Origin of the sequence: Chitinophaga oryziterrae (genome assembly GCF_009758125.1) — a bacterium.
Taxonomy (GTDB): domain Bacteria; phylum Bacteroidota; class Bacteroidia; order Chitinophagales; family Chitinophagaceae; genus Chitinophaga; species Chitinophaga oryziterrae.
In genome coordinates, this window is record NZ_WRXO01000001.1 from 874589 (window position 1) to 896895 (window position 22307).

Here is a 22307-nt window from a genome sequence, read left to right on the forward strand (position 1 = left end):
ATAAACGTGCTAACGATATTGGTTGAAACTTTATAAGTTATAAATGTAACGAATATTTTGATTACAATATTTGGGTACTCATATTCATAGGTAGGGGTTAAAAAAAATACCGGGATGATTGTACTCATCCCGGTATAATTATTTTGTGAGTATTGTAATGCTAAATGAAATGATATCTTACGAAAGCCTCCATCGCAGCATACTGCTGTAATCCAAGGTGGTCGTACATCTGAGCGGTATTAGCGTTACGGTCTTCTGCCCTCTGCCAGAACTCACGGACGTCGGTACCCTGGAATGGAATAACGTCTTTCTGAGACTGGTGAATGAAGATACCGAGACGTTTCTGTAATACCTGGTCGGGGCTCATTGGTACAGCCATTTCGATTTCATGGATGTTCCATTCCTGCCATGCGCCTTTGTACAGCCATACCCAGCAATCTTTCATGAAATCTTCGTGTTTCAGTCTTTCGAGTGCCGCGAAGATAACGTCCAGACATACTTTATGGGTACCATGTGGATCTGCGAGGTCACCGGCGCAGAAGATCTGCTGAGGTTTCACCTGGCGCAGGAGTTCTACGGTGATATCAACATCCGCGTCGCTCATTGGTTTCTTTTCTACCAGTCCTGTTTCATAGAAAGGCAGGTTCTGGAAGTGGATATTTTCCTCCGGGATACCCACGTAGCGGCAGGTAGCTTTAGCTTCACCGCGACGGATCAGACCTTTAATAGCGCGGTTTTCAGGGGTATCTTTCTGACTTGGCTTTTTCACTCTCAGGAAGGCTTTAGCGTCTTCCAGGATCTGAGAGCTTTTGCTGCGGTCGATGTCGAACATCCCTTCAAAACCTACGGCGAAGTCGATAAAGCGGAGCAGGAATTCGTCTGTAACGGCGATGTTACCGGAAGTCTGGTAAGCAACGTGTACATCGTGGCCCTGTTCGTGCAGGCGTATAAAAGTACCGCCCATAGAGATGATATCATCATCAGGATGGGGAGAGAAGATGATAACACGTTTATGTTGCGGTTCGGAGCGTTCCGGGTGACTGGGTAACTGAGCGCCTGGTTTACCACCGGGCCAGCCGGTGATGGTATCGCGGATGCCGTTGAATTCCTCGATATTCAGTTCATATGCAGAACCGTACTGAACGATCAGGTCGTTTAAACCATTCTCATTGTAATCGCTGTCGGTCAGCATCAGGATGGGCTTATTCAGTTTCAGCGCCAGGCTGGTTACTGCTTTACGGCGCATTTTAGGCGTCCATTCGCAATCTCCGGTGAGCCATGGTTCTTTAAAGCGTGTCAGCTCTTCAGCCGCCTGCTCATCGATTACAAATTTGCAGTCGGGATGTTGTTGCAGTAAGGAAGCAGGTACCTGGTCGGTAGAATGTCCTTCTACTGCTCTGCGAACGATCTTGGCTTTGTGCGTACCCCAGGCCAGCAAAACGATGCGTTTAGCCTTGAAGATAGTGCTGAGACCCATTGTGATAGCGAGACGGGGAACCTGGCTCATATTGGCAAATTCGAATGCATTTGCCATCCTGGTTGAGTTGTCCAGGGTTACCAGGCGGGTATGTGAGCTAAGGCTGGAGCCCGGCTCATTGAACCCGATATGCCCGTTCGTACCGATGCCCAGGATCTGGATATCAATACCACCGGCTTCTTCCACACGGCGCTCGTAATCTGCGCAGTATTCTTTTACTTTTTCCTTTGGCACAGTACCATCCGGGATAAAATAGTTACCCTCAGGAATGTCGATGTGGTTCAGCAACTGTTCCCTCATGAACCGGTTGTAGCTTTGCAGCGCATCTGGTTCAATGGGATAGTACTCATCCAGATTGAAGGTAACTACGTTTTTAAAGCTTAGCCCTTCTTCCTTGTGTAACCGGATCAGTTCTGCGTAGAGGTATTTGGGAGTTGAGCCTGTTGCAAGACCTAAAACCACTTTCTGATTGGTGGCTTGTCTTGATTTAATTAGTGCTGCTATTTCCTGCGCAACTGCTCTGGAACCCTCTTTAGCTGTAGGATGTATATCCACGGCTATCTGTTCGAAACTGTCAATCAGTTCAATTTCCTGATGATTAAGCGTCATGATTAGTGTTTTGAATTAGATGCGGTTTAAAAACGAAACGGAAAATTAAAAAAAATCTCTCTAATCTAATAGAACTTTATACTTTGGTTAAGAATAAACCAGAAATTCCTATAAATGTATAAGGTACGTTTAACAAAACATTCACTTTAGAATGAAAACCGGGGAGGGTTAAATAACGTTTATAATAGTAGAGATGTGAAGGGGATAATAACAAATGACATTTGATGATGTAGAAAATAGAAGATGAATGCTTGATGCTGAAAGGCTGAATATCAATTGATATTCAGCCTTTTGCCTGTTGGGCCAGTTCAAGAATGAGTTTTACGTCATCAACCTGTGTTAATGAGATGCCATATTCCGGTACGCCGGGGATACCACCCATGCTAACATGGGGGTTGCGATAGACCATTTTACTTTCCACATATGATCTGGCGGTGGTGTGAAACTCGGTAGCGCCGGTTTCCTGTACCAACATTGTGATGTTGTTAGCCCTTACGCCGGATCCCGCCATAATGATAATACGTCCTTCCGCCAGTTGTACCAGTGTTTTCAGCAGCTCTGTGCCTTCAGGAGCGGTATTCCGCTGTCCGGAAGAGAGGATGCGTTCGCAGCCCGTACTGATGACATCTTCCAGCGCCTGTATAGGATCTGCTGTCATGTCAAAGGCCCGGTGAAAGGTAACGCCCATAGGCCAGGCCTGCTCCACCAGTATTTTGGTCCTTTCGACATCCACCTGTCCGTCTGCTGTAAGTAAACCGATCACTACGCCATTGCATCCCAGTTGTTTGCACATGGCGATATCTTTCTGCATGATGGCAAATTCAAGGTCGTCATACAGGAAGTCTCCCCCACGGGGGCGGATGATAGGGTAGATATCAATATCCACCTTTTCCCTGGCCAGCGCGATGGTTGCATAGCTGGGTGTGGTACCGCCTTCCAGCAGGTTATCACACAGTTCTATCCGTTTTGCGCCACCCTGTTGCGCCGCTATGCAGGACGCAACAGAGCTTGCGCATATTTCAAGTGTTATCATCCGGGGAAGTAGCTTTTACCGTCTATCAGCACGTTGTTGGAATCGTTGGATAATACGGCATAGTTAAAGCCTTTCTGCAGGCAGTAAGCACCGTGTTGTCCTTTCTTATTCACTGCCAGGAAACCTACCTGTAAGCCTTTGGCCCTGGCAGGGTTCTTTTTCACGATACGGGTAACCGCTTCTTTACAGGCGTTTTCAGGAGAGTAACCCTGACGCATCAGTTCTACAACGAGGTGACTGCCTACAATGCGGATCACTTCTTCACCTACACCGGTGGAGGTAGCGGCGCCTATTTCATTATCTACGTATAATCCTGCACCAATGATAGGGGAGTCTCCTACGCGGCCATGTAATTTAAACGCCATACCACTGGTGGTACAGGCGCCGGAAAGGTTACCTTCTGCGTCCATTGCCACCATGCCGATGGTATCGTGGTTGTACACATTACCCGGCAGTTTAAGCGGGTTAAAGGTGGTTTCCTTCTCTGCACCGTAGGAACTGTTCTCTATGTTCATTACGGGCTTGTATTCAGACTTTTTCAGCCATTCTCTCCAGGCCTTTTCAGATTCCGGTGTCAGCAGGTTTTCTTTTTTGAATCCCTGAGACAGTGCGAACTGCAAAGCGCCATCGCCTACCAGCATAACGTGTGGCGTTTTCTCCATCACCAGGCGGGCTACGGAGATCGCATGGGTAATGTGTTCCAGGGCAGCTACAGAGCCGCAGTTACCCAGTTCGTCCATAATACAGGCATCCAGTGTAACACGACCGTCACGGTCGGGGAAACCACTGTACCCTACGGTATGGTTGTTAGGGTCTGCTTCCGGTACTTTCACCCCGGCTTCCACTGCATCCAGTGCACGGCCGCCGTTCTTCAGGATCTCCCAGGCAGCAAGGTTGGCAGCACGGCCAAAGTCCCACGTAGAGAGGACCATTGGTTTGGCTTTGGTTGGCTTTACATATGGAGCAGCTTTGCTAACGCCATCTAAAGATAAAGCAGCGGCACTGAGGGCCGCTGCTTTTAAAAAATGTCTGCGATCTTGCATAATTTTTTTATTTATGATTTTAGTCTTTCATCTCCCATGCGAGGGCGCTGGCGCCTAAGATGGCGGCATCGCTTTCCTGCAGTTCGGAGAAGACCAGTTTTACCTTATTCTGGAAGATCGGAAGCAGGTTTTTTTCCATATGTTCACGTACCGGCTTCATGATCAGGTCGCCGGCCTTTGTAAGACCACCGAACAGCACGATTGCTTCAGGACTGGAGAACATAACGAAGTTGGCCAGGGCTTCACCCAGGATCTTACCGGTAAATTCATATACTTCCATGGCCAGCGGATCGCCTTTCATGGCAGCCTCATATATTACTTTGGAGTTGATATCTTCCTTCGCGTATTCGCGCAGGATACTTTTGGTATCAGGGCGGGCTTCCAGGAATTCGTATGCTGTGTTGGTAACACCGGTAGCGGAAGCGTATGCTTCCAGGGAACCGTGTGCGCCGGTGCCGGTGTGCAGACGACCTCCGGGGATCACGATACAGTGACCCAGTTCACCTGCAAAACCGTCATGTCCGTAAATCAGCTGACCATTCGCAACGATACCGCTACCTACGCCTGTACCCAGGGTGATAACAATAAAGTCTCTCATGCTTCTTGCTGCGCCGTACATGAATTCACCCAATGCAGCAGCATTGGCGTCGTTGGTAAGAATAGCCGGTACGCCAAATTTGGCTTCCAGCAATTTTGCCAGGGGAACAACCCCTTTCCAGCGAAGGTTAGGAGCATATTCAATGTTACCTGTATAAAAGTTACCGTTAGGCGCGCCTACGCCGATACCTCTGATGTTTTCAATACCACCTACCTGGTTGATCAGTACGGAAAGATGTCCGTGTAATTCGTCCAGGAAAGCATCTACTTCTTCATGCTGGTTTGTCAACATACGCCCATCACACAGAATGTTACCTCTGCGATCTACTATGCCGAACTTCGTATTGGTGCCTCCTATATCAATGCCCACCGCTAATTGCTGACTCATAATCAATGCCCTGTGATTTTAATATGTTTTTGACTCTAAATGCAAAGAATGCCAGGTACGCAAAGCATACGACCGGTATTATATAAGAATGGTGAATTCCTATGAAAGGAATATCTGCCAGACCGCCCTGTACGGGAGGAATGAGAGAGCCACCGAGGATCATAAGAATAAGGAAAGAAGATCCCTGGCTGGTATATTTGCCTAAACCTGCGATGGATAATGCGAAAATGCAGGACCACATTACAGAGCAGAATAAACCACCACTGATAAAAGCAAAAATCGAAACAGAACCGGTAGACAATAAACCGGTTACCATTGCCAATATACCTAACAGCGCAAATATCATTAATGTTTTAGCTGGTTTATCCTGACCGGCAAAGAAGCCGATGATCTGGACAACCAATACGCCGGCATAAGGATATAACACACTTACATCAGTCCCTTTCAGTGAGTTTGCCCCCAATACTACCCCATAAGCCACGAATGGTACTATAACGGAGAGCAGTTTGTTGGTTCTTTTTGAAAAGTTGAATACGGTGATAGCACCTGTCCAGCGGCCCACCATCATACTTCCCCAGAAGAGGGAAACATAAGGGTCGATCTCTGATTCAGACAGACCTGATGGTGTAAGATAACCGGGATGTTTCAGCAGGGCGCCCATGTTACTGGCAATGGTCACTTCCACGCCTACATATACAAAGATGGCGATCATGCCGAGTACCAGCTGCGGATACTTCATAGCGCCCCAGCCCTCGCTGTTCTTCTGTGAAGTGAGCTTTGCATAGAACAGGATACCGAGGATACCTACAATACCGGTGATAAAGAATGGCAGTTCCTGGTGCAGACCGATACCTACCAGGATCAGGATGAACATAGCTGATATAGCTGTGAGGGCACCGCTGGCTTTGGAAGAGGTTTCGAAAGGTTCGTCGGAAGTTTCTTTAGGCATTTTAGAGAACCAGAAGATCACTGCAGCGATGAGGAACAGTACGATCAGCAGTATATACAGACTGTTGATCTTGCTGATGTCTGTGTGTGCAGCATCACTGGCATTCTTGGCGCTGCCAAAAAGCAGGATACTTACTACCAGCGGACCGATAGTTGTACCGAAAGAGTTGATACCACCCGCCAGGTTGAGGCGGTGTGTACCTTTTGCCGGATCTCCCAATAAGATGGCGAAAGGGTTTGCAGCGGTTTGCTGCAGGGAAAAGCCCAGTGCTACAATAAAGAAGGCTCCTAAAATAAGATAGAAGGCATACGTGGTATTGGCCATGCCGTTACCGATATTCACTGCTGCGATTAACGCAACTGCACCTACCACCGAAATGAGCAGGCCGTAAATAATTCCTTTCTGGTAGCCGATCTTGTTTAAAATGTCTACGCCACGTATTGCTGAGAAAAGATACAGCAGTAACGAGCCGATAAAGTAAGCGCCATAGAATGAGAAGTCGATCAACTGGGATTCCAGCTGATTCAAATGAAAGTGGGCCTTACAGAAGGGGATGAAAATGCTGTTGGAAGCAGCAACAAATCCCCAGAAAAAAAATACAAGTATCAGTACAAAGAAAGAAGGATGTGTACTTTGCTTTGTTTGTTGAGCCATAAACGTGTTAAATTACTGTAATTTTTGCGTGTTAAATGTATAAATTATTTTTCGACAATTCCTAAATTTTCAAATAATTATTGAGTATTTTTCTGATGCAAAAACGTTTTAGCTAATATGTTGTAAAATTTCTATCTAAACCAAATGAAATTTGATTAAATCCTAAAATGGCATTCTTAAGGTGTACTTTTTGAGCTATTTACCATATAAAATTAGCATCTGTCTATTATTAAGTGTTAGTTGATCGTTAATCATTATGAAATGCGGAATTTGTTGAGTATGTTCGCAAGTATCAATCAAATCAGTAAAAAACATTAAAGCAGCAGTATGACAAACACCGCGTCATCGTCACTTGCCATCCCTAAGCAGGCCAGTTTCGTGCAGTCCATGAGTATTCTTGGTATCCTTTATTTTTTGATGGGATTTATTACGTGGGTGAACGGGACAATGATCCAGTTTCTGAAAATAGCTTGTGAGCTGAGCACTTCTCAGGCTTTGCTGGTTACACTGGCGTTTTTTGTTGCCTATTTTGTTTTCGGTTTACCGGCGTCTGTGGTAATTAATAAAACAGGTTATAAAGCAGGTATGGCATGGAGCCTTGCAATAGTTGCTATTGGATGCCTGATTTTTATTCCTGCTGCTAACAGCCGCAGTTATGGTCTGTTTCTTACCGGTTTTTTCGTACAGTGTGCCGGTTTGGCATTACTGCAAACAGCTTCTAATCCTTACGCCAGTATAATTGGTCCTATAGAAAGTGCTGCAAAGCGTATTAGTATTCTTGGTATCTGTAATAAAATTGCCGGGGCTATCAGCCCTTATGTAATAGGTTCTATTGTATTGAAAAATGCAACTGCACTGGAAACTCAGATAGACAAAACTACAGATCTGGCAGAGAAAACGGTATTGCTGAATAATCTTGCTTCAAGAGTAATTATGCCTTACCTGGTATTGGCTATTGTTCTTATTATTATCGCTTTCCTGATCAACCGTTCTTCGCTTCCTGAAATAGATACAACTGAAGAGCCGGCGGAAACAGGTGCTGCTGTTACTACTAAACGTACCAGCATTTTCCAGTTTCCTTATCTTCTGTTGGGTGTACTTTGTATCTTCATGTATGTAGGTGTTGAAGTAATGGCTGGAGACATTATTGGTATCTACGGTAAATCACTGGGTATGAGCCTGGATAAAACAAAGTACTTTACTTCATTTACACTGGTCGCAATGCTGGTAGGTTATGTAATAGGCATCGTCACTATTCCTAAATATATTTCTCAGGAAAAAAGTTTAAGGATTTGTGCGATACTCGGCCTTCTCTTTACTACCGGTGCATTTCTTACAACAGGTAACACAGCTATTACTTTTATCGCTTTATTAGGATTGGCAAACTCCCTGATGTGGCCTGCTATCTTCCCACTTGCTATTTCCAAACTGGGACGTTTTACCAAGATCGGTTCTGCCATGCTGGTAATGGGTATCGTAGGTGGTGGTGTTCTTCCTCAGATCTATGGTGCACTGGCAAATCACATTAACTTCACACATGCGTTCTTTTATTGTATGATCCCCGGTTATATTTATATCCTGTATTATGCTATGGCAGGTCATAAAGTAGGGTTACGATAATCTTAAATATCTTATTATACTTAAGAGGGGCTTTTCACCAGAAGAGCCCCTCCTTTTTTTATATACTTAAACTGATAATAACCTCTATACAAGCCCCTCTAAATAAGGTGAGATTGTATGGGACTTATAGGGGGCTTATACCTTTTTAAGAGCAGGATCTCAGTACCTTATGCCATACATTAAAAAGGGGCTACCTCATATACTGAGATAGCCCCTTTTTTATACATTGATAAAATATTAATACTGGTCGTCCAGCGCAAAGATCGGCTTTCTGTTCATCCAGCGGCCACGGGTAAAGTCCGGGATGTACTGCACATTACCGCCTTCGGCTACAGATTGTTCACTGAGTGGGGTGATGGCGTACCAGGTAGCAAGGTCATATACATCCAGTGCATATGGTGCTCCCCGTTTTACGCTTTCAATAAATGAATTCATCACGTACCAGTCCATACCGCCGTGCCCTGCACCTGCAGCGCTTGCTGTAAAGCGTTTCCACAGCGGATGGTCGTATTTCTCCATATAGCTGCCGGCAGTTTTTTCATCGCCTGCTTTTTCCCATTCATCATAAGGACTTTTTCCTTCTACATAAACGGATGCTTTATCGTCCATCCAAAGTCCATTAGTCCCCTGTACGCGGAAATTTAGTGAATAAGGGCGGGGAGAGTTAGTATCATGAGACAGCATAATGGTTTCGCCATTGTTGGTGCGAATCAGTGTGGTGACGATATCGCCCAGTTTGAACTCCACTTTTGCGTTTGGATGGTCTGCTCCACCTTTCTCAACGATGTATTTGTGTAATCCGCGTGCTTTGGTAGCTACGGATGTAAGTGACAGCAGGCGGTTGCCCCTGTTGATGTTGATCATGTTGGAAACGGGTCCCAGGCCATGAGTAGGGTAGAGGTCGCCATTGCGGTGTACGCTGTGATTGGTCCTCCATTTGGCTTCGGAGATGCCTTTGTCGCCAAATTCCACGCCACCACCGGAAATCTGTTTCCCGTTATTGAATTTAATAGGGCGAAGATCGTGCTGATAACCGCCCTGTAAGTGGGTGATTTCTCCGAATAAGCCCTGGCGGACCATGTTCAGCACTGCCATCACATCCCGGCGGTAACAAACGTTTTCCATACCAAAGAGGGGAATGCCTGTGTCCTCACTGGTGTTTACGAGGTTCCAGCATTCCTGTACATCTGATGCGCCGCATACTTCCACGGCAGGTGTTTTACCCGCTTTCATAGCGGCAACGGCCTGGATGGTATGCCATTCCCAGGGGGTAGCAATGATGACAGCATCAATGTCATCTCTTTTTAACAGGTTGTAAAAATCTTCCGGACCGTTGGTATATTCTGCCACTTTTCTTTTGCCGCCGTAGATCTTTGTGATCAGTTCGCGGCATTGAGGAATAGCGAAGTTTACGTCGGGGTCCGCGATGGCAACAACGTCTACATCATCCCGATGCAGGCAGAGGCTGAGATGACCCTGGCCACGGGCGCCTACCCCGATAAGGCCTACTCTTACCTTTTCTTTTTTGACATTAGCGAATAGCCGGGCCGGCGTGTTCAGGAGCGAAAGTCCTACACCTGCGGCCACAGTGGTTTTGAGAAAGTTTCTCCTGTGTAATTGCTGCTTTTTCATGCTTTGTTTGGTTTACTCCTGCCGATAACGTGATTGCTGGTGGTGTATGAGTAGCTGGTGTTTAAAAATAGAGAATTAGATTGTTCTTTTATAATGATTTCTGCAAAAAGTGATGGAAGGCCGGATACTCATTTGAGGGTCTCCGTTGGGCTGGTAGTGAGCCTTTCATATTTAAGTCATTGATAATGAATACTATTCAATATTTGGCCCATAATTTGCAAATAGGTGATTATAATTTAACGTATCGTCTTAATTTTTTTCAGCGTTATAAAAAAATAATATTATAACTTTGCGTTTGAATTTAATTTAGACAGTTTTTAACAATTTAATGTTGAACAGAAGTTGGAAAACTTTTCAAATCATACTAACGTTTCCGCTTATCATCCTTCCTTAACGGAAGGTGTGTACTCTGTTGCCTTCAACGTCTGTAGATTCCTTTCCCGACGACCTCGTATTTGATAGTGTCCGCTTACAAAATGCACGCTATCGCACCGTGATACTCCTTTATCACATATGGTGATTTTATCCAGCGATGGATTTCTAGACTTATTATTTATTGATTTACATTTTCAATTGACAAAATTGGAAAATCCAAATATCATTGTCAGGGTTGCGACCGCTGACGATCAGCATTACGGTAAAACCATCACCGATGAGATGGAATCTTCTGCCAAGGCACGTGGAACAGGCATTGCCAAACGTTCTCCGGAATATGTGCAGTTGAAAATGGAAGAAGGTAAGGCCGTAATTGCGGTAACAGACAAAGGCGAATGGGTAGGTTTCTGCTATATAGAGGCATGGGGTCATGAGAAGTTCGTGGCAAACTCCGGGCTGATCGTAAACCCGGCTTTCCGGGGGCATGGTGTGGCCAAGGCTATTAAAATGCGTGTGTTCGAATTATCCAGACAAAAATATCCTGATGCCAAGATCTTCGGTCTAACGACCGGTCTTGCAGTAATGAAGATTAACTCAGAGCTTGGTTATGAGCCGGTTACCTATTCAGAGCTGACAGATGACGAAGAATTCTGGAAAGGATGCAGAAGCTGTGTGAACTTCGACGTACTAACCAGCAAAGGTCGTAAGAACTGCCTCTGTACTGCTATGCTGTACGATCCGGCAGAGAAAGCGAAGGAAGCTGAAGAGAAGGCCGCTAATATGAGAGCATCTTCTATCACCCTGCTGACAGACGTACAACCTCAGATGCTGGTAGCTGCCAACGGGCAGATGCATCATAAAAAGAAGGACAGGACCTTTAAAGGAAACTTTAAGTTATTCGAACGGTGGATCCGTTTTAAAAGGTATGTGCTGCTGAAAAGTGGAAAAGACAATGGCGGTGGCGCTGCTTCTTCCAGCAGGAAGAAGTTCTTTTTATTCAATCTGTTTTAATTTTAAAATATTATCATAAATGAAAAAAGTAGTACTGGGTTTTAGCGGAGGTCTTGATACATCATACTGCGTAAAATATCTGACAGAAGAGAAAGGATATGAAGTGCATTCCGTGATTGTAAATACCGGCGGTTTCACAGAAGAAGAACTGGTGGAAATCGAGAAACGCGCTTATAACCTGGGAGTAAAGAGCCACAAAGCTGTAAATACAGTACACTCTTATTATGATAATGTAATTAAGTATCTGGTATTCGGTAACGTACTGAAAAACAATACTTATCCGTTGAGCGTAAGTGCTGAGCGTATGAGCCAGGCAATTGCCATTGCCGAACATGTGAAGGAAGTAGGTGCTACTGCGGTGGCGCATGGCAGTACCGGTGCGGGTAACGACCAGGTGCGTTTTGATATGATCTTTCATATCATGATCCCCGGTGTTGAAATTATTACTCCTATACGTGATCTGAAACTGAGCCGTGAAGAAGAGATTTCCTATCTCAAGGGTAAAGGGGTACAGATGAACTTTGAAAAAGCTGCATACTCTATTAATAAAGGTATCTGGGGTACTTCTGTAGGTGGTAAGGAAACACTGAACTCCAACGGTTTCCTGCCGGAAGAAGCATGGCCTACCCAGTTATCCAGAACGGATGCTGAACAGGTGAAACTGCATTTCGGGAAAGGTGAATTGACCGGTGTGAATGATAAGACGTTTGCACATCCTACCGACGCTATCCAGTATTTACAAACACTGGCAGGACCATTTGCTATTGGCCGTGATATACATGTGGGGGATACCATCATTGGTATTAAAGGCCGCGTTGGTTTTGAAGCTGCCGCTCCTGTAGTGATCATCAAAGCACATCATGCTTTGGAAAAACACGTACTTACAAAATGGCAGTTAAGCTGGAAAGATCAGCTGTCACAGTTCTACGGTAACTGGCTGCATGAAGGTCAGATTATGGACCCGGTAATGCGCGACATTGAAGCTTACCTGCAGAATAGCCAGCAGCATGTTACAGGCGATGTGTTTGTAACATTACAGCCATACCGGTTCCAGGTAACAGGTATCGAGTCTGTTTATGATCTGATGAGCAGCAAATTTGGTAAGTACGGGGAAATGAATAACGGCTGGAGTGGTGAAGACGTAAGAGGCTTCAGCAAGATATTCGGTAACCAGACCATGATCTGGCACCAGGTATCTGAAAGCGCTAAATAGACTATAAAATGGCAAACGATAAAAAGATAAAGGCAGGGATCATCGGTGGTGCAGGGTATACAGGCGGAGAGATGATCCGTATCTTATTAAATCATCCTGATGTAATTATTTCTTTTGTTCATAGCCGGAGTAATGCCGGTAATCCCCTGTATGCCGTACATGCAGATTTATTAGGGGAAACAGAGCTGACCTTTACAGGTGAGCTGAGTAATGAGATAGACGTCCTCTTCCTGTGTCTCGGACATGGGGAAGCAAAGAAATTCCTGGAAGCCAATGAGATCGCAGCGGCTGTGAAGGTGATAGATCTGAGTCAGGATTTCAGACTGGGCGAAAGCGTGAAGGGCCGGGAGTTTGTGTACGGATTGCCCGAGATGCAACGTGAAAAGATAGCTACAGCGAAAAATATTGCCAATCCGGGTTGTTTTGCTACAGCTATACAACTTGGATTATTACCACTGGCCAAAGCAGGGCTGCTGAAAGAAGTGCATACGACCGGTATCACCGGTTCTACAGGCGCTGGTCAGAGCCTGCAATCTACTTCCCATTTTACATGGAGGGCCAATAACGTATCCACCTATAAAGTACTCACTCATCAGCATCTGAAAGAGATACGACGAAGCCTGCAGTTGTTGCAGCCTTCTTTTGCCGCCGATATCAACTTTATACCGGTACGCGGGGATTTCGCCAGAGGGATCTGGGTGACTTCCTACCTGGAAAGTGATCTTTCCCTGGAAGAAGCACAACAACTGTATAAAGCATATTATGCCGGTCATCCGTTCACACATGTAAGCGACAGACAAATAGACCTCAAGCAGGTAGTGAATACTAATAAATGCCTGATCCAACTGGAAAAAACAGGTAATAAACTGGTGATTCATTCTATAGAAGATAACCTGCTGAAAGGTGCATCAGGACAAGCGGTGCAGAATATGAACATCATGTGCGGACTGGAAGAAACGGCAGGACTTAAGTTGAAGTCGATCGTATTTTAAGTATCTCTTTCATCACAAGATGGACCAATAATCTTCAGGATGGTCCCGCAACTTAATAACAAATGCAACTATTTGACGTATATCCCGTTAACGATATCACTATAGAGAAAGCCCTGGGTTCTAATGTATGGGACGATAAAGGTACCAAATACCTGGACCTGTATGGCGGTCATGCCGTTATTTCTATCGGTCATACACATCCCCATTACGTAAAACGGCTGACAGACCAGCTCCATAAAGTAGGATTTTATTCTAACTCTATTCATATTCCTTTACAGAAGCAGTTAGCAGAAAAACTGGGTAAGATCTCCGGTAAGGAAGATTACCAGTTATTCCTGTGTAACTCCGGTGCAGAAGCCAATGAGAACGCATTAAAACTGGCTTCTTTCCATAATGGCAGGAAGAAAGTGATTGCCTTCAGGAAATCATTCCATGGCAGAACTTCTCTGGCAGTAGCGGTGACGGACAATCCCAAGATCGTAGCGCCGGTAAATGAAACAGATAATGTGATATTTCTTCCATGGGAAGATGAAGCAGCGCTGCAAATAGCATTTGAAGAAAACGACATATCCTCTGTGATCATAGAAGGTATACAGGGTGTAGGTGGTATCAGGGTAGCCAGTTTCTCTTTCCTGCAAAAGATCAGGGTACTGTGTAATAAATATGAGGCAGTATTCATTGCAGACAGCGTACAGTGCGGTTATGGCAGAAGCGGCAGATTCTTTTCTCATGACTATGCAGATGTAAATGCGGATATTTATACGATGGCCAAGGGTATGGGTAATGGTTTCCCTATAGGTGGTATCATTATAGCGCCACATATCCAGGCTTCTTATGGTTTACTGGGCACTACCTTTGGTGGTAATCACCTGGCCTGCGCCGCCGCTCTGGCAGTACTGGAAGTGATTGAAAAAGATAACCTGATAGAGAATGCGGCTGAAGTAGGCGCTTACCTGATGGAAGAGCTGAAGAAATTCCCGCAGGTACTGGAAGTAAGAGGAAGAGGACTGATGATTGGTATTGAGTTACCGGAATCACTGGCCCATGTGAAAAAGGAACTGCTGTTCAAACATAAGATCTTTACCGGGGAAGCGAAGCCAAATGTAATAAGGCTGTTACCTTCACTGGCGCTTACCAGGGAGCATGCAGATGAGTTCCTGGCAGCATTCAAAAAGGAACTGGAAAACAATTAAATTCATCATTACAGCGCTATATATACAATGAAACAATTTATTTCCGTAGATGATGTACCGAGTGTCCCGCGTTTAGTGGAGACTGCACTGGACTACAAAAAGCAACCTTTCAAAGACAAAACTTTGGGTGAAAACAAAACCCTGGGCATGATATTCCTGAACCCAAGCCTGCGAACACGATTAAGTACGCAGGTGGCTGCTAAAAACCTGGGGATGGAAGTTGTGGTCTTTAATATAGATAAGGAAGGCTGGCAGCTGGAAATGAATGATGGCGCTATAATGAATGGAAATACGACGGAACACGTAAAGGAAGCAGCTGCTGTTATGGGACAGTATTTTGATATCCTGTCGATCCGTACTTTTCCGGGATTAAAAGATAAAGAAGCTGATTATACGGAGAAATATATCAATCAGTTCATTAAATATGCCGGCGTTCCGGTGGTGAGCCTGGAAAGCGCTACCCTGCACCCGTTGCAGAGCCTGACAGATGTGATCACTATCAAAGAACAGTGGCAGCAGGCCCGTCGTCCCAAGGTGGTAATGACCTGGGCCCCGCACGTGAAGCCATTGCCACAGGCAGTGCCGAACTCATTTGCACAGTGGATCAATGCATGGGGTGAAGCAGATTTTGTGATTACACATCCGAAAGGGTATGACCTGGATAAAAAATTCACCGGTAATGCACCGATAGAATACGACCAGGATAAAGCGCTGGAAGGAGCTGATTTTGTATACGTGAAGAACTGGTCTTCTTATGAAGATTATGGTAAAATCACTTGTACAGACAGTAACTGGATGGTGACGAACGAGAAACTCCGTGGTACTAACCAGGCAAAAGTAATGCACTGTTTACCGGTAAGAAGGAATGTGGTGATAGCGGATGAAGTGCTGGACGGACCACAGTCCATCGTTATCAAAGAAGCAGGTAACCGTACATGGGCCGCACAGGCCGTGTTGAGCGAGATCCTAAAAAGCAATTTATGATCTTTGTTATTAAAGTAGGTGGTAATGTAATTGACAATCCGGAACTGCTGCAACGTTTCCTTAAGAACTTTGCAGCAGTTCCCGGTAAGAAGATATTGATCCATGGAGGTGGCAAGATAGCTACCCGCATAGGAGATAAACTGGGTATCGAATCCAGATATGTGAATGGACGCCGTATTACAGATGCGGAAACTATTGACGTAGTGACGATGGTATATGGTGGCCTGGTCAACAAACAACTGGTAGCTAAATTACAGGCGAATGGCTGTAATGCTATTGGATTAACCGGTGCAGACGCGAATATTATCCCGGCGGTGAAACGCCCGGTGAAAGAGATTGATTATGGATTTGCAGGAGATATTTCCACTGTGCAGGCAGCCCCGCTGAAAGCATTGCTGGAAGCAGGTCTTACGCCTGTGTTTGCTCCGCTTACGCATGATGGTAAAGGGCAGATGCTGAATACGAATGCAGACACTATTGCCTCTTCGTTAGCAACAGCTTTATCAGCATATTATGAAGTAAGACTGATCTATTGTTTTGAGAAGAAGGGAGTACTGCATGATGCGAACAATGATGATGCTGTGATTAACCTGATCGATCGTCAAATATACCAGGAGCTGCTGGAAGACAAGGTATTGACAGATGGGATTCTGCCTAAGCTGGAAAACGCTTTTGCTGCTATTGAAAGTGGGGTAAAAGAAGTGCTGATAGGACATGCAGATGATGTACTGAGTAATACTTCTGATACAGTAGCGGGTACTTTAATACGCTGACCTATGTGGAACCAACAATTGTATGATGATGCAGTAAAACTTTTACAGTCGCTGATTGCTACCCCTTCCATCAGCAGGGAAGAGCAGGGTACGGCACAACTGATTGGCAATTTCCTTAAAGAAAGAGACATCCCGTACCAGCAGCACTTAAACAACATATGGGCAAAGAACAAGTATTTTGATCCTGCCAAACCCGTAATCCTTTTCAATTCTCATCACGATACTGTAAAGCCTAATCCGCAATACACCCGTGACCCTTTTTCTCCTGATGTAGTGGATGGCCGCCTGTATGGCCTTGGCAGCAATGATGCCGGGGGATGCCTGGTAAGCCTTATCGCTACCTTCCTGCATTTCTACGAACGTAATGACCTGAAGTATAATCTCATCCTTACAGCTACCGCTGAAGAAGAGATCAGTGGTGTAAATGGCATAGAAAGTATCCTTGCCTCTTTACCGGCTATTGAGTTTGCTATTGTAGGTGAACCTACACAAACACAACTGGCGATCGCTGAAAAAGGACTGATGGTGCTGGATTGTACGGTGCATGGTAAAGCGGGGCATGCTGCACGTGATGAAGGAGAGAATGCGTTGTATAAAGCATTACCGGATATTGAGTGGTTCCGTACTTACCGTTATCCTAAGGTGTCTGAAACATTAGGACCGGTAAAGATGAGTGTGACGGTGATCAATACTTCCAATAAAGCACATAACGTAGTACCGGCAGATTGTACCTTCGTGGTGGATGTGCGGGTAACGGAACAATATACTTTAGAACAGGTATTGGAGATCATTAAGGAGCATGTACAATGTGAAGTGAAGCCACGCTCTATGCGTATGCGTCCTTCCGGTATTCCTTTAGATCATCCTTTTGTACTGGGTGGCATTAAACATGGTAAAACATGTTACGGTTCACCTACTACCTCAGATCAGGCACTGATACCTGCTACTTCTATTAAAATGGGGCCAGGTGATTCTGCCCGTTCACATACAGCAGATGAATATATTTACCTGGATGAAATTCGTCAGGGTATAGACAGTTATATTAAATTGCTGGAAGAAATCTTGTAATTATGAAAATTTGGCAAAAGGATAAAGCCGCGCTGGCTGAGGTGGATAAGTTCACAGTGGGAAAAGACCGCGAGATGGATGCTTACCTGGCGCCGTTTGATGTGCTGGGGTCCCTGGCGCATACTATTATGCTGGAAAGCATTGGACTGCTGACTGCAGATGAACTGGTCATCTTACAGAAAGAATTAAAACAGATTTATAAAGAGATCGCTGCCGGTGATTTTGAGCTGGAAGAAGGGGTAGAGGATATCCACTCCCAGGTGGAATTGTTGCTGACCCGTCGACTGGGTGAAGTGGGTAAGAAGATCCATAGTGGCCGTTCCAGGAACGACCAGGTTTTGGTAGACCTGAAACTTTTTTTGCGTCATGAGTTACAGACGCTGGTGCAGGAAGTGAATGTACTGTTTGAATTATTACAGAAGAAAAGCGCTGAATATAAAGACCATCTTTTACCGGGGTATACACATTTGCAGATAGCGATGCCTTCCTCTTTCGGATTGTGGTTTGGTGCGTACGCAGAGAGCCTGGTGGATGATCTTACGGTATTACAGAGTGCGTATAAAGTAGTGAATAAAAATCCCCTGGGTTCTGCTGCGGGGTATGGTTCTTCCTTCCCGCTTAACCGTACCATGACTACAGCGTTGTTGGGTTTTGATGACCTGAATTATAATGTGGTGTATGCACAGATGGGACGTGGTAAGACGGAGAAGATCGTTGCATTTGGATTAGCGGGTATTGCGGCTACATTGGCTAAAATGGCGATGGATGCATGCCTGTTCATGAACCAGAATTTTGGGTTCATTACATTCCCTGATGAGCTGACAACAGGTTCCAGTATTATGCCGCATAAGAAGAATCCTGATGTATGGGAGTTGATCCGTTCTCATGGTAATAAGTTACAGGCGTTGCCGAATGAGATCGCGATGATGATCACTAATTTACCAAGTGGTTATCATAGGGATTTGCAGTTGCTGAAAGAGAATTTATTCCCTGCGTTTCAGTCGTTGAAAGATTGTTTACGCATGACGGGATTGATGCTGGATAATATCCGTATTAAAGAGAATATTCTGGATGATGCGAAATACCAGTATTTGTTCAGTGTGGAAGTGGTGAATGATTTAGTGTTGTCCGGTGTGCCTTTCAGAGAGGCTTATAAGCAGGTAGGGCTGGATATTGAACGCGGTAGTTTTACTCCGGGAAAAGAGGTGAAACATACGCATGAAGGAAGTATCGGTAATCCTGGTAATGAAGAAGTGAGCAGGATGATGAAAGAGGTAATTGCAGGTTTTCCTTTTGAGAAAGTGGATAAGGCGATAGAGAAATTAGTAAGTTAGAAAAGGCTGCACATTGATGCAGCCTTTTGTTTTTATATGGTATTCCTCTCTTTTTTATTACGTAAATAGAGTGCGTAACAGTGCGGTAACATTCTACTAACACAATGAATATATTAGGTTTTGATTATTCAAGTGGGAAACTTGGATCAGATGGACATGAATGGTTCAAGGATGCGGCTGCCGATCAACAAGCGATTAAAACTGGTTTCTTTTATAAGGTTGGAACCACGGAAATTAGGGGAGCAGGGAATTATCATTACTTGCCATTAAAACCATTTGATTAATAAGCTTAAAGTATGAACATGTATAAAATTTTAAGAAAAGAGATTATACGGTGGTGGGAAGGTAGAAGGTTTTTATATAACCTTGTTGTGATAGTCGGTATGATTGTATGCTTAGTAATAATGAAGCAGCTTAACAGTGCATCTGTAAACTTTTTTATGTTGCCTTTTTTGATTTTATATGTGCTTGGTTTAAATATTATTTACACCATCTATTTATTCAGTATTAAAAGCAATAAAGAAAATGTATATAGATGGTTAATTGCTGTAACGCTTCTTATGCATGTAGTTTTAGCTATTAGTTTAGTTCTTAAGGTGCCTCACAGATAGTATTTTAAATGAAAAATAGCCTGTATCATAAGTACGATACAGGCTATTTTTCGGATACCTGGTGGAGATTAATAATCGTTTAAACGATTATCAGTCCCTATTTTTATTTTTGATACTACCTCTTTTGGTTTAGAAGGAGATATTAATCCCTGCAAAGAAGTTCGTTCCTGCCATTGGATAATAACCATTGCTATTCACTAATTTCCCACTCTCTGTATACATATAAGTATATCCGTTAGGAGAATATTTCTTGTCAAAAATATTATTAAGCATAAAGGATAATCCTAACTCTTTAAACAGTTTTTGAGGTACTACATAATTGAAACGAAGATCATTGGTATAATACCCATCGAGGCTGCGTTCTTTCACTCCTGTATTATCCATGTATTGTCTGCTTACATATTTACCCAGTAAGCTGATTTCTAGATGTTTAACAGGCTTCGCTGTTAAGGTATATCCACCAACGAAAGAAGGAGAGAAGGCGATGGTACTGTTCTTATAGGTAGCAGTATCCTGTAAGCCTGTATCATAATTATCAATATAGGTAGTAAAGTCTTTTACTTTATTCTGACTCAGCGCTGCATTCAATCCTAATACAAAAATGTTCCCTAAACGTGTACTGCCCTGTAACTCTATACCGGTGCGGTAGCTCTTAGGAATATTAGTACGGGTGTATGCACCAACATTATTGAGCTTACCGGTTTGTACCAACTGGTTTTTGTAATCCATGTAATATACATTGGCAGATAATACTACATTATTACCATGTAAGGTATAACCGGCTTCTACATCGCGTAATGTTTCTGCTTTAGGTGTTTGTTGTAAAGCAGCTTCGAAATCATCACGGTTAGGTTCTTTATTACCGATAGCAAAAGAAGCGTATACTTCCTGCTGATCGTTGAGAGAGTATGTGATACCTGCTTTAGGATTGAAGAAGTTATAGTTGTTGTGTTGAATGAGGGTAGGATTATCTTCAAAACCATCGATGTTATATTTCACATTGCGGTATTGCAGGTCTGCAAATAAACGTAATGCGCTGGTGAGTTTGTATTCTCCTTTCCAGTATACGTTCACATCTCTTTTTGTTGCATTCAGGTCATAGTATTTATGGTCTTTATCTATGGCATATTGTGCCCAGATAATTTTACCGTAGTGGCCGCCTTCATAACGGTTCCAGCCGCCACCTAAACTCCAGTTGAGGCGATCTCCTTTATAATTGATGGAGTAGATGCTACCGTAGAAATTATTGTCTAACCATAGCTGGCGTATAAGATCTGTATTGGTCACAGGAGTGCCGTTGATAACAGGATCTGCTATACCGTAAGCTGCATAGGTATCCTGTTCCCTGTATTGTTCGTAATAACCTTTACCACGGGTATAATGCAGTGCAACGTTGAAGTTTAATTTACTGCTGAGGGACTGGTTCAGGAATAACTGGTAGTTATCCTGCTGGTAGTTGTCCGTTTCATTATTGTAGTAGGTCCCGTCGGAACGCTGGCCGGCAGAGTTATAGGTACGGTGTGTTTTCAGGGAATCCTGTGGCACGCCGTTCCAGGCCTGGTAAGTCTTTTCCGTACCGGAGAAGATATTAAACCTGATAGCTGTGTTTTTGGAAATGTAAGCAGCGGAGGTATAGAAGGATTTCAGGTCTGAAGAAGCGCGGTCTATATATCCGTCGGAGGATATTTTAGAGAGTCTTGCATCTATGGTAAAGTGGCCGTTAATCAAACCGGAACCTGCTCTTACGGTGTTCTTCCATGAGTTGAAAGAGCCGAAGCTGCTGCTGATTTCGCCGTAGGCTTTATCTCTGAAATCGTTGGTGCTGAGGTTCAGGGAAGCTCCGAAAGCCCCTGCACCATTGGTAGAAGTACCAACACCACGTTGTAGCTGGATGCTGCTAACGGAAGAGGCGAAGTCGGGCATGTCTACGAAGTAAGTGCCTTGTGATTCCGCATCGTTAACGGGGATACCGTTAGCGGTAACGTTGATACGGGTAATATCAGAACCTCTTACACGGATACCGGTGTAACCGATGCCGGTACCGGCGTCGGAGTTTACAACTACTCCTGGTTGCTGGTTGAGCAGCATGGGAAGGTCCTGTCCGAGGTTTTGTTTTTTGATTTCTTCAGCTGTCAGCGTAGACTGTGTAAAGGGAGCGTGTTCACCGGCGCGTAAGCTGGTGATTTCAACTGGCTTCACGAATAGTCCGGTTTCTTCCAGTATGATATCAATATGGGTATCGCTGTTGACAGCAGTGCTGAACGTTTTATATCCCAGATAACTTGCCTGTAGTGTATAGGGACCTTTAGCTGGCAGGGCAAGGCGGTAGTGTCCGTTGATATTGGTACGTGTACCTGTGTTATTGGGCAGCAGGGTAACAGATACGCCTTCCAGCGGATGGCCGCTTTTTTTATCTGTGACGGTACCGGTAAGAATGGTTTGTGCGTGTAGCATCCCGGTGCTGCATAGCAGCAATAAGCATAGAAGTTGTCTCATGGACTATTGTAATTTAATAGCTACAAATTATCGGCAGCAATTGGCAGACTGTAAGCAATGAAACATGCTTATAGCCGGCGGCTTGTTGCTTATTTATTTTCCGGGTAAGGAAGAGATTGTTCGCTTACCTTTCCTGATCAGCATTACCTGGTCAGGTTCAACGGGTCTGATCTCAGCCTGATAGTAAGGCACCCCGAGGTGAAGCCGGCAGTAGTAATATTTGCGTTACGTACGCAACTCCGGTTTCCAATGCAA

General features: G+C 44.4%; 17 protein-coding genes and 1 riboswitch. Of the genes, 10 read left to right on the forward strand and 7 right to left on the reverse strand.

Annotation, left to right across the window (positions count from 1 at the left end):
• Window positions 1-160: 160 nt before the first annotated feature.
• The 5 genes from nagB to GO495_RS03550 all read right to left on the reverse strand — a co-directional run bounded on the left by nagB (window position 161) and on the right by GO495_RS03550 (window position 6750).
• On the reverse strand, window positions 161-2086 hold the full coding sequence (gene nagB, locus GO495_RS03530; RefSeq protein ID WP_157298306.1) for a glucosamine-6-phosphate deaminase: 1926 nt from the start codon (window positions 2084-2086) through the stop codon (window positions 161-163).
• 283 nt (window positions 2087-2369) lie between these two features.
• Window positions 2370-3119, reverse strand: a complete 750-nt coding sequence (locus GO495_RS03535) for a copper homeostasis protein CutC (protein WP_157298307.1) — start codon at window positions 3117-3119, stop codon at window positions 2370-2372.
• Window positions 3116-4162: a glycosylasparaginase gene (locus tag GO495_RS03540; protein ID WP_157298308.1), complete on the reverse strand. Its 1047-nt coding sequence runs from the start codon at window positions 4160-4162 to the stop codon at window positions 3116-3118. Before GO495_RS03540 ends, GO495_RS03535 begins: the two co-directional genes overlap by 4 nt.
• A 19-nt stretch (window positions 4163-4181) precedes the next feature.
• Window positions 4182-5147, reverse strand: a complete 966-nt coding sequence (locus GO495_RS03545) for an ROK family protein (protein WP_157298309.1) — start codon at window positions 5145-5147, stop codon at window positions 4182-4184.
• Window positions 5119-6750, reverse strand: a complete 1632-nt coding sequence (locus GO495_RS03550) for an MFS transporter (RefSeq protein WP_157298310.1) — start codon at window positions 6748-6750, stop codon at window positions 5119-5121. The genes GO495_RS03545 and GO495_RS03550 overlap by 29 nt, the downstream gene beginning before the upstream one ends.
• Before the next feature lie 327 nt (window positions 6751-7077).
• Between GO495_RS03550 and GO495_RS03555 the strand changes: the two genes are divergently transcribed.
• Window positions 7078-8370, forward strand: coding sequence for a sugar MFS transporter (locus tag GO495_RS03555; protein WP_157298311.1), 1293 nt, complete (start codon window positions 7078-7080; stop codon window positions 8368-8370).
• A gap of 237 nt (window positions 8371-8607) precedes the next feature.
• On the opposite strand, the gene GO495_RS03560 is transcribed toward GO495_RS03555, so the two are convergent.
• Window positions 8608-10002: a Gfo/Idh/MocA family protein gene (locus GO495_RS03560; RefSeq protein WP_157298312.1), complete on the reverse strand. Its 1395-nt coding sequence runs from the start codon at window positions 10000-10002 to the stop codon at window positions 8608-8610.
• Window positions 10003-10584: 582 nt separating this feature from the next.
• On the opposite strand from GO495_RS03560, the gene GO495_RS03565 reads away from it, so the two are divergent.
• The 9 genes from GO495_RS03565 (at window position 10585) to GO495_RS03605 (ending at window position 19229) form a co-directional block, all read left to right on the forward strand.
• Complete coding sequence (locus tag GO495_RS03565) at window positions 10585-11388, forward strand: GNAT family N-acetyltransferase (RefSeq protein WP_240915142.1); 804 nt, start codon at window positions 10585-10587, stop codon at window positions 11386-11388.
• Window positions 11389-11407: 19 nt separating this feature from the next.
• Complete coding sequence (locus tag GO495_RS03570) at window positions 11408-12601, forward strand: argininosuccinate synthase (RefSeq protein ID WP_157298313.1); 1194 nt, start codon at window positions 11408-11410, stop codon at window positions 12599-12601.
• Between the two features lie 8 nt (window positions 12602-12609).
• The gene (gene argC / locus GO495_RS03575) at window positions 12610-13593 is read left to right on the forward strand and encodes an N-acetyl-gamma-glutamyl-phosphate reductase (protein ID WP_157298314.1); all 984 of its coding nucleotides are present in this window, start codon (window positions 12610-12612) and stop codon (window positions 13591-13593) included.
• A 62-nt stretch (window positions 13594-13655) separates the two neighbouring features.
• Entirely contained in the window at window positions 13656-14786 is a 1131-nt protein-coding gene (locus GO495_RS03580) for an aspartate aminotransferase family protein (RefSeq protein WP_157298315.1), read from the forward strand.
• A gap of 27 nt (window positions 14787-14813) precedes the next feature.
• Window positions 14814-15770, forward strand: coding sequence for an N-acetylornithine carbamoyltransferase (locus GO495_RS03585; protein WP_157298316.1), 957 nt, complete (start codon window positions 14814-14816; stop codon window positions 15768-15770).
• Window positions 15767-16543, forward strand: coding sequence for an acetylglutamate kinase (gene argB / locus GO495_RS03590; protein WP_157298317.1), 777 nt, complete (start codon window positions 15767-15769; stop codon window positions 16541-16543). Before GO495_RS03585 ends, argB begins: the two co-directional genes overlap by 4 nt.
• 3 nt (window positions 16544-16546) lie before the next feature.
• Window positions 16547-17611 (forward strand): M20 family metallo-hydrolase, encoded by a 1065-nt coding sequence (locus GO495_RS03595; RefSeq protein WP_157298318.1) that lies wholly within the window; start codon window positions 16547-16549, stop codon window positions 17609-17611.
• Between the two features lie 2 nt (window positions 17612-17613).
• Window positions 17614-18945 carry an argininosuccinate lyase gene (gene argH / locus GO495_RS03600; RefSeq protein WP_157298319.1) on the forward strand — a complete coding sequence of 444 codons (1332 nt, stop codon included), beginning with the start codon at window positions 17614-17616 and terminating at the stop codon, window positions 18943-18945.
• A gap of 104 nt (window positions 18946-19049) precedes the next feature.
• Window positions 19050-19229: a hypothetical protein gene (locus tag GO495_RS03605; protein WP_157298320.1), complete on the forward strand. Its 180-nt coding sequence runs from the start codon at window positions 19050-19052 to the stop codon at window positions 19227-19229.
• Between the two features lie 456 nt (window positions 19230-19685).
• Here GO495_RS03605 and GO495_RS03610 read toward each other — a convergent pair whose 3' ends face one another.
• A complete protein-coding gene (locus GO495_RS03610; RefSeq protein ID WP_157298321.1) occupies window positions 19686-22052 on the reverse strand; it encodes a TonB-dependent receptor in 2367 nt (788 codons plus the stop codon).
• Window positions 22053-22165: 113 nt separating this feature from the next.
• A riboswitch (TPP riboswitch) is annotated at window positions 22166-22258 on the reverse strand.
• Between the last annotated feature and the right edge of the window lie 49 nt (window positions 22259-22307).